This is a genomic window from Litorisediminivivens sp. KMU-197 (genome assembly GCF_056858395.1).
In genome coordinates, this window is record NZ_JBXEQG010000001.1 from 415,952 (window position 1) to 428,785 (window position 12,834).

A 12,834-nucleotide genomic window follows, 5' to 3' on the forward strand; every position below is an offset into this window, starting at 1 on the left:
AAGCGGCAATGTGCCAAACAGGTTTTGCATTTTTGCAAGGGGCTACAGATGGACTCCTGGGACGATTTCCGTGTTTTCCTCGCGGTGGCGCGGCATGAAAGCCTGTCTGCCGCCGGTCGCATCCTGCGCATCGACCCGGCCACCGTCGGCCGCCGCATCGCCCGGTTCGAGCAGCAGCTCGGCCAGCCGCTCTTTGCCAAGTCGCCGCAAGGCTACGCCCTTACCGATGCCGGCCAGCGGCTCATGCCGCATGCCGAACGCGCCGAACAGGCCACCCAAGGCGCCGCCGAAGCGCTGACCGGCGGGGCAGGGCGGCTCACCGGGCAAATCCGCATCGGTGCGCCCGACGGCTGCGCCAATTTCCTGCTGCCCCGCGTCTGCGCCACCATCGCCGAGGAGAACCCGGACCTCGAGATCCAGATCCTCAGCCAGCCCCGCGTCGTGAACCTGTCGAAACGCGAGGCCGACATGGCCATCTCGGTAAGTCCGCCCACCGCCGGACGCCTCTCGGTGCAAAAGATCACCGACTACCGCCTGCATGTTGCCGCCTCCGACGCCTATCTCGCGGGCGCGCCGCCACTTGCCACCGTCGCCGACCTGCGCCGCCACCGCATCGTCGGCTATATCGCCGACATGATCTTCGACCGCGAACTGGATTACCTATCCGAAATGCAGACCGACCGCGTCGACCTTGCCTCGAACTCGGTCTCGGTCCAGCTCAACTGGCTCAGCCAGGGCGGCGGCGTCGGCATCGTCCACGACTTCGCGCTGCCCTATGCCCACGGCCTGCGCAAGGTGCTGACCGACGAGGTGTCGCTGATCCGCGCCTTCCACCTTGTTCGTCACGCCGACGACCGCCGGCTGGAGCGGATGAACCGTTTCGCTGCGGCTCTGGTGCACGGGCTGCGGGCCGAAGTGGCACGATTGGAGGCCATGGCGCAATAAGCGCCGCCGATTGCTTGACAGCAGAAGGACTTGCGGGAAAGCTGCAAGCAAAGGCCCAAGTCAAGGAGCACGGCGATGCTGGTCCAACAAATCCTGAGATCGAAGGCGGACGATTCCGTTTTCACCGTGGCGCCGGGCATTTCGGTATCCGAGGCCGTGGCGATCCTTGCGGCCAAGAAGGTCGGCACCGTCGTGGTCTCGAACGACGATGGCAAGACCGCCGCCGGCATCCTCTCGGAACGCGACATCGTGCAGGAACTGGCCCGCTCCGGTGCCACCTGCCTCGACGAGCCGGTGTCGAAGTTCATGACCACCGAGCTGCAGACCGCTTCGCGCGATGAACAGGCCGACAGCGTGCTGACCCGCATGACGCAGGGCCGCTTCCGTCACATGCCGGTGACCGAGGGTGGCGAGTTGGTCGGCCTGATCTCGGTCGGCGATGTGGTCAAGGCCCGCCTCGCCGAACTGGCGATGGAAAAGGACGCGCTGGAAGGCATGATCATGGGCCACTAGGCCCGTCCCACCCTGCACCCACACACGAACATTCGGCAGGTTCCTATGCGCATCGGCCTCTATCCCGGCACCTTCGATCCGATCACCGAAGGCCACATCGACATTATCCGCCGCGCCTGCGCCCTGGTCGACCGCCTGGTCATCGGCGTGGCGATCAACCGCGACAAGGGCCCGCTGTTCACGCTCGAAGAGCGGGTCGCTATGATCGAGACCGAATGCGCCAAGCTTAATGCGCAGACGGGCACCGAGATCGTTGCCCATCCGTTTGAGAACCTGCTGATCGACTGCGCCCGCGACGTCGGCGCGGGGGTCATCATCCGCGGCCTGCGCGCAGTCGCCGATTTCGAGTACGAATACCAGATGGTCGGCATGAACCGCGTGCTCGACGACAGCATCGAGACGGTGTTCCTGATGGCCGAGGCCAAGCACCAGGCGATCGCCTCGAAACTGGTCAAGGAGATCGCCCGCCTTGGCGGCGACGTCAGCAAGTTCGTCACCCCCGCCGTGCACGACAACCTGCGCGCCAAGTTCGGCTGAGGCCCGGGGGCAGGGGCTGTCACAAAAACCGGCATTTTTCTTGTCGACCCGCTTGACGCCGCCCGCACCATAACTTATCCCGCCCCTCACGCGCGGTTGTAGCTCAGTTGGTTAGAGTACCGGCCTGTCACGCCGGGGGTCGCGGGTTCGAGCCCCGTCAACCGCGCCACTTTCCCCCCTTCGAAATGAAGCGCAAGCCGCGCATCGCCGGGCCGAGGTGCGGCGATCCTTCAAGCGTGGATGCCACTTGATCCTGCAATTGGCGCAGACCCTCGAAGCGACAGGCGTCCATCAGCGGTATCGCCGTGCCGGAAGGGCGGCCCGGCAATGCGCGGCGGCTTCGCCGCTGTTACTGCGCTGGGTGCCGGACAAAGCTGTTACCCCAGGAACGTTTGCAACGCTGTCTGTAGAAATCCGAACCATGACGGGTATCGCGCGGCGATGCGATTGAGCTCGCTGGACTGTTTGAACAAATAGGCGACAGCGGCAGTTCCCACCGCGACGGGCAAGTAGTCGAGTACCTTGTCCTGAACCTTGGCCCAGGATGTTTCGTGCACCCGCTCCCAAAGCTCTTTCTCTGATGGATCCGACGCATTGGCGGACTTCACCATGCCCTGCACAATCGTGACATTCACGTTCTGAAACGAGGTCAACAACCCGAGCGATTCCATCGCGGTCGCCTCGGTGGCAGTCGCGCTTGCCACGATATCCTGCAGCGGGTCCACCACGTCCGAACCGGCCAGACCCGACGCAAGCAGTCCTTCGGCCAAACTTCGAAAAACCTGCGCGTCCTCGCGCACGTGACGAACAACCTCTGCCTCCGGCACATCAAACGACTGGAAGCTCTGCCAGGTCGAAAACCGGGTCAGGTAAATCTGCGTCTGCGCGGCGAAGGCCCGAATGACAATGGCGTCCTGCGTATCGAGGTATTCGCCTGTGCCCTCGGCCAATCTACAGATAAGATGCGCCTGCATACCAACCGCGACCTGGTTGGCTGCGTCAAAGTTATCGCCCAATGCCCGCCCCAAGGCGCGTAGCGCATGCCCAAGCATCGGCATCTGGTTGTCGAGCTTGTCCAGCAGCGGCGTGATCTGATTGAGATACTCCTTCAGCGCGCTCCAGCCGTCCCTCGCAAGGTCGGCCTGCGCTTCGGTCAGGTCTTCGGGAGGAGCCACCGCGACAAGCGCCCCCTGCGCCGACATTTCGACCATGAGCGGTGCGAGCGGAGCTTCCGGCAGATCAAGCGCGGGGCGGTCGGATGGGACAGGTCGTGTCGGCTCGACGCGCGGAGTTTGCTCAATGAGATACAAGTCATTTTTTGAAAGCGGCGCCGGCCATTCCGGCAAGGTCCTCAGGTAGTCCAGCGTCGCGGCCAAGCGTTCTTGTTGGTCCATGATTTCTGAGAAGTCACGCAGCTTTGAGTCGCTCTTCGTTGCAGCACAGTTGCGATAGAGAAGCCCAGACCTCGCCGGCGCAATTATGGCCTCGGTTTTTAGAGGGGAGACGGACAGTAGGGGTCTCAGATCCTCGACCTCCGTATTCTCGATATTCAAAAAAGTCAGGTTTCTCAGCCCCTGCAGCGGCGCGATGTCGGAAACCTGCGTTTGGCTGAGCCAGAGCACTTGTAACCCGCTCAGCCCATTCAACGGTGTAATGTCGGAGACCTGCGTTTGGCTGAGCCAGAGCACTTGTAACCCGCTCAGCCCATTCAACGGTGTAATGTCGGAGACCTGCGTTTTGGTGAGGGTGAGCACCTGCAACCCGCTCAGCCCCTGCAGTGGCGCGATGTCGGAGACCTGCGTCTGGTCAAGGTTGAGAATTTCCAGCCCCTCCACCTTCCCGATCTCCGGCGGCAGCCGGTCGAGCGCGCGGAACTGCTCATCGTAGAAGCCTAACGAGGTCCCACCCGCAGCCTTTACCCGGGCAATCTCTGCCCGTGCCGCCTCATATGCCTCGTCTGACGCGCTCATCTCTACCCTCACCACACAGCCCCAACCTGACGCGCACCCACGTCACACACAAGACCGAAACTTTTCCGTTGACGCCCTCTGCACCATCCCCTAATCACCCCCTCACGCGCGGTTGTAGCTCAGTTGGTTAGAGTACCGGCCTGTCACGCCGGGGGTCGCGGGTTCGAGCCCCGTCAACCGCGCCACTTTCCTCTTAAGTCATTGGAATGATGGGTGTTTTCACTCGTCGCTACGGGCTCAGTAGTTGTAGCCCATCGCCTCTTCTACCCGCAGGTCGAGCCGTCCGCGCATCCAGTCGCGGTCCGCCTTTGGCATCTGGTCGGGCGTGGCCGGGCGGGTCATCACCGCCGGTTTGAACTTCGCCCCCAGACGCTTAGTGACGGGCTTGTAGGCATAGCCCGAGACATGCAGCCCGAGCCCGCCGCGCAGGTCTTCCAGAAACGCCTCCGGCGCCGCCTGCACGGCCTCCATCCGCACGAACACCGTGCTGTGGTGGCGGATGGCAAAGCTGAGCAGCGTCGCCATCTTCACCGCGCGCAGCTGGAACAGATCGCTGAACCTGGCCCCGGTCACCGGATGACGGTCGGCCTGCAGAGGCTGGCCGCGGTATTCCGGACCCTCGGCCCAGGGGAAATACCTCGGCCGGTCGACGCGGGTGTCCCAGGGGGCGCGGATGAAATCGGAAAAGCCCAACGCCTGCATTGGCGGCCGGGTATGCCAGGGCTTGGCGTGCATTGACAGCGCCCAGCGGTCGGCGGCGCGAAACACGCAGATCACCGTCAGGTCGGTCGGGATTGCCAGCATCGCCGGCACCCCGTGTTTCCAGCCCAGCGCCTCGGAATTGGCCAGCGGCGTGTTGCCGTCGATCAGGCGCTTGACGAAATTGGTGCCGGAGGAGCGCTCGCCCATGACCTGGAAGCGCTTCGGCACGATGCCCTTGTGGCGGATCGCCCAGCCGTGTTCCGCCATGTCATGCAGGATCGTGACGCTCATTCCGCCCCTTTGCCGTTTGGCCTGTGCGCATTTACCGGTTAGTCTGACGAAAAGTGGTAAACGGGCACGCAACCCCGTGCAAGAGCAGGACAAGTGACATGCAGAATACCGCCGCCGCGCTGACCATGGTGCGGGACGACGCGTTCTTCCTAGAAAAGTGGCTGCGCCACTACGGCGGGCATCTGGGGCGCGAGAACTGTTACGTGGTGAACCACGGCCGCGGCGAGGATGTTTCGCAGCTGGCCGAGGGCTGCAACGTGATCGGCATTCCGGGCGATCCGCATCCCAACTTCGACATGAAGCGCTGGCGGATGCTGAACAACATCGTGCAGGGACTGAGGTGCTATTACGATCATGTGATCGTCGGCGACGTGGACGAGCTGGTGGCGCTGGACCCGGCGCAGGGCGGGTCGCTGGTGGACTGGCTGGCGGAGCAGCCCTTGCGGCGGGTGCTGACGCCGGTGGGGCTGGAGGTGCTGCACCGGATCGATAGCGAGACCGAGGAGATCGGGGAGACGGTGCTGGGGCCGCGGATGCATGTGCGGGTGGCGCCGCACTATTCTAAGCCTTGTGTTATCTCGAAGGGGGCGAAGATCGCGCGGGGGGGGCATTTTACGCAGGCCGATAAATTGCACACGCCGGAGGGGCTGCTGCTGTTTCATCTGAAGTTCTGCGACTTCGGGCATTACGTCGAGACGATGAACCGGCGCAACGCGGTGACGGAGGCCGTGGGGGCCGGAGTCAAGGAGGCGTCGATCGGGCGGCACTGGTTCGCGGAGGCGCGGGGGGAGGACCGGGCGGTGTTCGAGGCGTTCGGGGCGCGGGCGGCGGAGGCGTTCGACCTGACCGGGGTGCGGCGGGGGATGCACCGGAGCTGGAAGGCGCGGGGGGAGACCGGATACTGGCAGTTCGACCGGGTGGAGGACGACCGGATCATGGTGCTGCCGGAGCGATTTTCCGGACTCCTGTGAGACCCCCAAATGTTTCGCGCGCGAAACATTTTTGGTTTGTTAACAGGGGGTTAATGGCGCGCGGTTTGATGGGATAGATCGAAATATTTCACTTCCAAGCATACTTGGATTTTTTGATCCACATTACAGAATCAATGTCGTTCGCGACAGCGTAAGCACTCGCAAGTGCGACGGCGTGCTCGTGAAAGATACGAAGGTCTTCGGCTATTGGAGAAATATTCGTTTTCCCATTAAAATACTCTGTAACAATTGCCAATCGAGAAATATCATTAGCTTTATCTCGGCCAATTTCGTCGGTAACGCAAAGGACGTATTTTTTTGGTAAGATGCTTTGCTCCCTTTTTTCGCGGGAAAGATTAATTCGTTCTTGGATTGCGTCTTGGAACAACATGTTGGCAAACTCAAAAACTGAGTCGGTCGTCGGTACGCGACATGATTCTTGCAACCAAAGTCTCCACGCATCGAATTTAATCCTTATTCTTATGAAGGGCTGCAGTATCGCCCCTTCGTTCCGGGCTTCATTCTCCATTTCAACCCAATCTGTATAACTATCGCGCCATTTCGGTTTTTTCGATAGCTGAAGATCGAATTTCTTCCATTCTTCTTGTGAAAGTCCCGGAAACGTGAGTGCAACCGGTGGGCAAGTAGTGAGGCCAGTGCTGTTCTTTCTTGGGCGCCCTCTCTGAAAGAATTGAGATTCCACGCCCATAGGCGGGGAGGGTTTGATGAAAGTTCTTCCATCGACTTCAAATTGAATGTCTTTTACAGGAAACTTTCCCTTTGGATCACTCTGCTCAATGAATAATATTTTCGTCATATACTGTTCAGAAAAGTCATTCCAAGTTGAACGAAGTGCCTCAAACTCAGGAAAACTCTTTAGTTTAATGACCTCATATTCTAGAGGCCACAAAAAACAACTGTCGAATCCGTCGCTGTGATAATAACATCCGCCAACAATTATTCCGTCAATTGCCGAAGTGTCATGACGTGCTCTATGCAGTGCCAGCCTAATCAGATCCTCATGGTCGATAGAGGTATAGCCGTTGTTGATGATCATCAAGATCGATAATTCGGTCTCGGGTTTTTCGAGGCGGGTTTGCTTTAGTTGCTTTGCCGCTTTTTTTATCCCGTTCTGAATAGGCCGTTCGATTTCGCGATCATAGGCGCGCTTCGCTTTTTCTGAAAGAGAACTCCGATCTAAAACGACTACGGGGGTATTTTTCCCATCCGCTAGAAATATATCTGAGATTCTCTTATTTCTACTGGGTTTCGATAACCCCTCTTCGTCAAGAATTTTTAACTCGATAGCCGCAGAACCAAGGACAAAATCCGCACCAAATTTTCTCCGCGTATCGGCATCTGGGTGTGCCAAGTCGCCGCCACTCATCTTGATTATCTTTAGGACATCTTCTTCCAAGAGAGTTGGAACTGAGAAAGATTCTAACATGACGTCAATGGTCCTCTAGGTCAAAGCCCCCAACACCCGCACCCAAGACCGCATCCCCTTGTGAAAACTTTCTAGCCCGTATTTCTCGTTGGGCGAGTGGATCGCGTCGTCGTCCAGGGCAAAGCCGATCAGCATGGCGGGCATGTCGAGCACGTCCTTGAAATAGCCCGCGATGGGGATGGAGCCTCCGCAGCCGGCGAACACCGCCGGGTTCGGCCATTCGTCGGAGAGCGCCTGGCGGGCGGCCTCGAACAGGGGCGAGGCGGTGTCCATGGCGGCGGCGGGGGAGGCTCCGTGGGCGTGGAAGTCGACCGTGCAGTCGGGGGGCAGGCAGTCGCGGACGTAGGCGCGGAAGGCCTCGCGGATGGCGTGGGGGTCCTGTTGGCCGACGAGGCGGAAGCTGACCTTGGCGGAGGCCTGGCTGGGCAGGACGGTCTTGAAGCCGGCGCCGGTGTAGCCGCCCCAGATGCCGTTGACGTCGCAGGTGGGGCGGGACCAGATCATCTCAAGCCCCGTGCGGGTGTTTTCGCCCGCGGGCTGGCTGAGGCCGACGGCTTCGAGCATGTCGCGGGCCATTTCGGCGGGGTCGCCGAGGGCGGTCCACTGGTCGCGGACCTCCGAGGGCAGCTCGGGCACGCCGTCGTAGAAGCCGGGCAGGGTGACGCGGCCGGTGTCGTCGTGGAGACCGGCAAGGATGCGGGTCAGCACGCGGATCGGGTTCATCGCGATGCCGCCGAACATGCCGGAATGCAGGTCGCGGTCGGGGCCGGTGATGGTGAGTTCCTCGCCCAGAAGGCCGCGCAGCATGGTGACGATGGAGGGGGTCTTGGCGTCGAACATGCCGGTGTCGCAGATCAGGGCGATGTCGGCTTTGAGTTCCTCGGCGTTGGCCTTCATGAAAGGGATGAGGGAGGGGGAGCCGGATTCCTCCTCGCCCTCGAAAAAAAAGGTGATCTTGCAGGGCAGTTCGCCATGGGTGGCGATCCAGGCGCGGCAGGCCTCGACGAAGGTCATGAGCTGGCCCTTGTCGTCACTGGCGCCGCGCGCGCGGATCACTTTGCCTTGAGGGGTGTCTTCCATTTGCGGATCGAAGGGATCGCTGTGCCATAGTTCCAGCGGATCGACCGGTTGCACGTCGTAGTGGCCGTAGAACAGCAGGTGGGGCGCGCCCTCGCCGATGTGGCCGACGACCATGGGATGGCCGGGGGTGTCGCGTCGGCTGGCTTCGGCGCCCATGGACCTGAGGTCCGCGACCAGCCAGTCCGCGGCTTGCCTGCACTGGTCGGCATAGGCGGGGTCGGTGGAAATGGACGGGATTCGAAGAAGGTCCTTCAAGCGGCCGGATGCCGCATTGAGATCATGGTCGATTCGGTCCAGAACGGGTATGATATCCATGCGCGGGTATCCTTTCCGCGTCAGAGGGTAACGGAGCGAAACGGCGTGTCCAGTGGCCTTGATGCAGATCAAGGCCGGGGTGACGGGTCGACTTTAGGAGTGTTGCCAGACGGGGCCTTGCCCTGTAAGCATTCATGAACGTGAATTTGATCGCCGGGTCGCGGTCGGTTCGAAACGCAGGGCAGGAGCCCCACGCAAAACGGAGGTGCCCCAGTGGCCAACACTGTGGATTATACCGCGAAGCTTGACGTCGCTTTGAACCGGTTGCACGAGGAAGGCCGTTACCGGACCTTCATCGATATCGAGCGCAAGCAGGGCCAGTTCCCGCATGCGACCTGGCGCAAGCCCGACGGCGCGGAGCAGCCGATCACGGTGTGGTGTGGCAACGATTATCTTGGCATGGGGCAGCACCCGGTGGTGCGCGAGGCCATGCACGAGGCGATCGAGGCCACCGGCGCGGGCTCGGGCGGGACGCGGAACATCTCTGGCACCACGGTCTATCACAAGCGGCTCGAGGCCGAGATGGCTGATCTGCACGGCAAGGAATCGGCGCTTCTGTTCACCAGCGCCTATATCGCCAACGATGCGACGCTGAGCACGCTGCCGAAGCTGTTTCCGGGGCTGATCATCTATTCGGACGCGCTGAACCACGCGTCGATGATCGAGGGCGTCCGTCGCAATGGCGGGGCGAAGCGGATTTTCCGGCACAACGACATCGACCACCTGCGCGAACTGCTGGAGGCCGACGATCCGGCGGCGCCGAAGCTGATCGCCTTTGAATCGATCTATTCGATGGACGGCGACTTCGGCCCGATCGAGGCGATCTGCGATCTGGCCGACGAATTCGGCGCGCTGACCTATATCGACGAGGTCCATGCGGTCGGCATGTATGGCCCCCGCGGTGGCGGCGTGGCCGAGCGTGACCGGCTGATGCACCGGCTCGACATCATCAACGGCACCCTTGCCAAAGCCTATGGCGTGATGGGCGGCTATATCGCGGCCAGCGCAAAGATGTGTGACGCCATCAGGTCTTACGCGCCGGGCTTCATCTTCACGACATCGCTGCCGCCGGCTGTGGCGGCAGGTGCGGCGGCAAGCGTGCATCACCTGAAGACCGATCAGACCCTGCGCGAACGGCATCAGACCCAGGCCAAGATCCTCAAGCTGCGGCTGAAGGGGCTTGGGTTGCCGATCATCGACCATGGCAGCCATATCGTGCCGGTGATCGTCGGCGATCCGGTGCACACCAAGAAGCTCAGCGACATGCTGCTGGAGAACTACGGCATCTACGTGCAGCCGATCAATTATCCCACCGTGCCGCGCGGCACCGAGCGTCTGCGGTTCACCCCGTCGCCGGTGCACGGGCCGAAGGAAATGGATGCTCTGGTCAAGGCGATGGACGACCTCTGGTCGCATTGTGCGCTGAATCGCGCCGACCTGACTGCCTGAGGCGGTTTGCCCTGCAATTGGACTTGTTCTGTGCTAGCGTTACCTTAACAAGCAGGGCGGCACGAATCGCACTGCGCCCCATGGGGATGGGGAAGGGCAGGTTAGCGGATGAACGGGGCAGTTCGGAATGATTAGGCGCAAGCTGAGGCGCGACACGAGCACGGAAGATCTGGACGTCGGGCCGAAAAGCTTCGACGACTTCGATCTGCGACTTGGCGACGTGATGCGGGGCGAACGCGCCACCATGGGCAAATCGCTGCTGGACGTGCAGCGCGAATTGCGGATCAAGGCCTCTTACATCGCTGCCATCGAGAATTGCGATCCCGAAGCCTTTGACACCCCCGGTTTCATTGCAGGTTATGTGCGGTCCTACGCGCGCTACCTGAACATGAACCCGGACGAGACCTTCCGGAAATTCTGTACTGAAAGCGGCTTTACCACCGCGCACGGCATGTCTGCCGAGGCATCCGGCGGGCCCAAGCCCCGGACCGTGATCCCGGCCAAGGGCAACAGCGAGCGCGACCTCTTCAAGAACCCCAACATGCCCTTTACGCCCGCGGGCGAAAGCGTGTTTTCCAGCATCGAGCCCGGTGCCGTCGGTTCGATGATTGTGCTGCTGACGCTGATCGCGGGGATCGGATACGGCAGCTGGTCGGTATTGCAGGAAATCCAACGCGTGCAGCTGACCCCGGTGGACCAGACGCCGATCGCGTTGGCCGAGTTGGACCCGCTGGAGGGGGCCGGGCGGCTTTCGCCCGAGGAACTGGCCGCCGATCCGGACGAGGTGCGCGCCGCTGGCGTCTTTGCGCCGCCCGCGGAAGAGCCGATGGACCGGCTGTATCGCCCTCAGGCGCTGGATGTGCCGGTGTTGATTGCGCGCGATGCGCCGATCTCGACGCTGGACCCGGCGCGGGTGGGCAACTTCGCGGGCTTCCGCGGCGACCGGACGCCCCTGATCAGCACCGTCAGCGCCGAGGCATCCGGCAACATGCCGGTGCAGGAGGCCATCGAGAACATCCTGCCGCAGGTGCTGGAACCGGCCAAGCCTGGCGTCCAGCTGGTGGCGGTGCGCCCGGCGTGGGTGCGGGTACGCGGGCCCGGCGGTTCGGTCCTGTTCGAGGGTGTGATGAACGCCGGCGATACTTATGACGTTCCGCAGACCGACGAGGCCGCGACCCTGCGCGTGGGGGCTTCGGGCGCGGTCTATTTCGCGGTGAATGGCCAGACCTACGGTCCGGCCGGGCCGCGCGGCGCGGTGACCTCGAACGTGGCATTGGCGGCGGCCAGCCTGACCGAGCGCTACGCTCCCGCCGATCCGACCGGCGACGCCGATCTGGAGCGGATGGTGGCTGAGTTGAACCTGCGGGTCGGTCCTGCGCCCGCCGCCGCGGCCCCCGCCAGCGAATAACCTGTCACCTTGCGTTGCATTGCCCGCAATCCTGATTAGGTTGCGGGTCAAAGCCGTCAGCTTCGGGAACCTGTCTCATGAGCCTCAATCACGTGCGTCCGTGGCGCAATATCTATCGCCGCAAGAGCCGCCAGATCATGGTGGGCAACGTGGCCGTGGGGGGCGATGCGCCGATTTCGGTGCAGACCATGACCAACACGATCACCACGGACGTGAAGGGCACGCTGGACCAGATCATCCGCTCGGCGGAGGCCGGGGCGGATATCGTGCGGGTCTCGGTGCCGGACGAGGCGTCGGCGCGGGCGATGAAGGAGATCTGCCGGGAGAGCCCGGTGCCGATCGTGGCCGACATCCATTTCCACTACAAGCGCGGGATCGAGGCCGCCGAGGCCGGCGCGGCCTGCCTGCGGATCAACCCGGGCAACATCGGCAGTCCCGAACGGGTGGGCGAAGTCATCAAGGCGGCCCGCGATCACGGCTGTTCGATGCGGATCGGTGTGAACGCGGGGTCGCTGGAAAAGCACCTGCTTGAGAAATACGGCGAGCCGACGCCGGAGGCGATGGTCGAGTCGGGGCTCGATCACATCAAGGTGTTGCAGGACAACGATTTTCACGAGTTCAAGATCTCGTGCAAGGCTTCGGACGTCTTCATGGCGGCGGCGGCCTATCAGGCGCTGGCCGAGGCCACGGATGCGCCTATACACCTTGGCATCACCGAGGCGGGGGGGCTGATGTCGGGCACGATCAAGTCCGCCATCGGGCTGGGCAACCTGCTGTGGATGGGGATCGGCGATACGATCCGGGTGTCGCTGTCCGCCGATCCGGTGGAAGAGGTCAAGGTCGGCTTCGAGATCCTGAAATCGCTGGGACTGCGGCACCGGGGGGTGAACATCATCTCCTGCCCGAGCTGCGCGCGGCAGGGGTTCGACGTGATCAAAACGGTCGAGACCCTCGAGCAGCGGCTGGAGCACATCAAGACGCCAATGTCGCTGTCCATCATCGGTTGCGTGGTCAACGGGCCGGGCGAGGCGCTGATGACCGATGTGGGGTTCACCGGCGGCGGTGCCGGGTCGGGAATGGTCTATCTGGCGGGCAAGGCCAGCCACAAGATGTCCAACGACCAGATGATCGAGCACATCGTCGAAGAGGTCGAGAAAAAGGCGGCGGAACTGGACGCGGCTGCGGCGCAGGCGGCAGAGTGAGATG

General features: G+C 62.1%; 11 protein-coding genes and 2 tRNA genes. 9 read left to right on the plus strand and 4 right to left on the minus strand.

Features of this window, described 5'->3' with window-relative positions; translation table 11 throughout:
* The first annotated feature begins 48 nt into the window (after window positions 1–48).
* From AC04PT_RS02030 to AC04PT_RS02045, 4 genes are all read left to right on the plus strand, one after another.
* Window positions 49–945, plus strand: coding sequence for a LysR family transcriptional regulator (locus AC04PT_RS02030; protein ID WP_482871822.1), 897 nt, complete (start codon window positions 49–51; stop codon window positions 943–945).
* A gap of 75 nt (window positions 946–1,020) precedes the next feature.
* The gene (locus AC04PT_RS02035) at window positions 1,021–1,458 is read left to right on the plus strand and encodes a CBS domain-containing protein (protein WP_482871823.1); all 438 of its coding nucleotides are present in this window, start codon (window positions 1,021–1,023) and stop codon (window positions 1,456–1,458) included.
* Window positions 1,459–1,503: 45 nt separating this feature from the next.
* Entirely contained in the window at window positions 1,504–1,995 is a 492-nt protein-coding gene (gene coaD / locus AC04PT_RS02040; protein ID WP_482871824.1) for a pantetheine-phosphate adenylyltransferase, read from the plus strand.
* Window positions 1,996–2,087: 92 nt separating this feature from the next.
* Window positions 2,088–2,164, plus strand: a tRNA-Asp gene (locus AC04PT_RS02045).
* A 208-nt stretch (window positions 2,165–2,372) separates the two neighbouring features.
* Here AC04PT_RS02045 and AC04PT_RS02050 read toward each other — a convergent pair.
* The gene (locus AC04PT_RS02050; RefSeq protein WP_482871825.1) at window positions 2,373–3,965 is read right to left on the minus strand and encodes a leucine-rich repeat domain-containing protein; all 1,593 of its coding nucleotides are present in this window, start codon (window positions 3,963–3,965) and stop codon (window positions 2,373–2,375) included.
* Window positions 3,966–4,073: 108 nt separating this feature from the next.
* Here AC04PT_RS02050 and AC04PT_RS02055 point away from each other — a divergent pair.
* Window positions 4,074–4,150 (plus strand) — tRNA-Asp (locus tag AC04PT_RS02055).
* A gap of 52 nt (window positions 4,151–4,202) precedes the next feature.
* Here AC04PT_RS02055 and AC04PT_RS02060 read toward each other — a convergent pair.
* On the minus strand, window positions 4,203–4,958 hold the full coding sequence (locus AC04PT_RS02060; RefSeq protein ID WP_482871826.1) for a hypothetical protein: 756 nt from the start codon (window positions 4,956–4,958) through the stop codon (window positions 4,203–4,205).
* 98 nt (window positions 4,959–5,056) lie between these two features.
* Between AC04PT_RS02060 and AC04PT_RS02065 the strand changes: the two genes are divergently transcribed.
* Entirely contained in the window at window positions 5,057–5,929 is an 873-nt protein-coding gene (locus tag AC04PT_RS02065; protein ID WP_482871827.1) for a glycosyltransferase family 2 protein, read from the plus strand.
* Between the two features lie 88 nt (window positions 5,930–6,017).
* Here the strand turns inward: AC04PT_RS02065 and AC04PT_RS02070 are convergent, their stop codons facing one another.
* On the minus strand, window positions 6,018–7,346 hold the full coding sequence (locus AC04PT_RS02070; protein WP_482871828.1) for a hypothetical protein: 1,329 nt from the start codon (window positions 7,344–7,346) through the stop codon (window positions 6,018–6,020).
* Between the two features lie 45 nt (window positions 7,347–7,391).
* On the minus strand, window positions 7,392–8,771 hold the full coding sequence (locus AC04PT_RS02075; protein WP_482871829.1) for a M20/M25/M40 family metallo-hydrolase: 1,380 nt from the start codon (window positions 8,769–8,771) through the stop codon (window positions 7,392–7,394).
* 225 nt (window positions 8,772–8,996) lie between these two features.
* Here AC04PT_RS02075 and hemA point away from each other — a divergent pair, with 225 nt between their 5' ends.
* The 3 genes from hemA (at window position 8,997) to ispG (ending at window position 12,830) form a co-directional block, all read left to right on the plus strand.
* On the plus strand, window positions 8,997–10,220 hold the full coding sequence (hemA, locus tag AC04PT_RS02080) for a 5-aminolevulinate synthase (RefSeq protein WP_482872431.1): 1,224 nt from the start codon (window positions 8,997–8,999) through the stop codon (window positions 10,218–10,220).
* 127 nt (window positions 10,221–10,347) lie between these two features.
* A complete protein-coding gene (locus tag AC04PT_RS02085) occupies window positions 10,348–11,628 on the plus strand; it encodes a helix-turn-helix domain-containing protein (RefSeq protein WP_482871830.1) in 1,281 nt (426 codons plus the stop codon).
* A gap of 77 nt (window positions 11,629–11,705) precedes the next feature.
* Window positions 11,706–12,830 (plus strand): flavodoxin-dependent (E)-4-hydroxy-3-methylbut-2-enyl-diphosphate synthase, encoded by a 1,125-nt coding sequence (gene ispG / locus AC04PT_RS02090; RefSeq protein WP_482871832.1) that lies wholly within the window; start codon window positions 11,706–11,708, stop codon window positions 12,828–12,830.
* Window positions 12,831–12,834: the final 4 nt, after the last annotated feature.

Excerpts from the sequence above, each read along its gene's own strand:
- AC04PT_RS02030 (WP_482871822.1), top strand. The coding sequence starts at position 49 with ATGGACTCCTGGGACGATTTCCGTGTTTTCCTCGCGGTGGCGCGGCAT.
- AC04PT_RS02035 (WP_482871823.1), top strand. The coding sequence starts at position 1,021 with ATGCTGGTCCAACAAATCCTGAGATCGAAGGCGGACGATTCCGTTTTC.
- coaD (WP_482871824.1), top strand. The coding sequence starts at position 1,504 with ATGCGCATCGGCCTCTATCCCGGCACCTTCGATCCGATCACCGAAGGC.
- AC04PT_RS02050 (WP_482871825.1), bottom strand. The coding sequence starts at position 3,965 with ATGAGCGCGTCAGACGAGGCATATGAGGCGGCACGGGCAGAGATTGCC.
- AC04PT_RS02060 (WP_482871826.1), bottom strand. The coding sequence starts at position 4,958 with ATGAGCGTCACGATCCTGCATGACATGGCGGAACACGGCTGGGCGATC.
- AC04PT_RS02065 (WP_482871827.1), top strand. The coding sequence starts at position 5,057 with ATGCAGAATACCGCCGCCGCGCTGACCATGGTGCGGGACGACGCGTTC.
- AC04PT_RS02075 (WP_482871829.1), bottom strand. The coding sequence starts at position 8,771 with ATGGATATCATACCCGTTCTGGACCGAATCGACCATGATCTCAATGCG.
- AC04PT_RS02085 (WP_482871830.1), top strand. The coding sequence starts at position 10,348 with ATGATTAGGCGCAAGCTGAGGCGCGACACGAGCACGGAAGATCTGGAC.
- ispG (WP_482871832.1), top strand. The coding sequence starts at position 11,706 with ATGAGCCTCAATCACGTGCGTCCGTGGCGCAATATCTATCGCCGCAAG.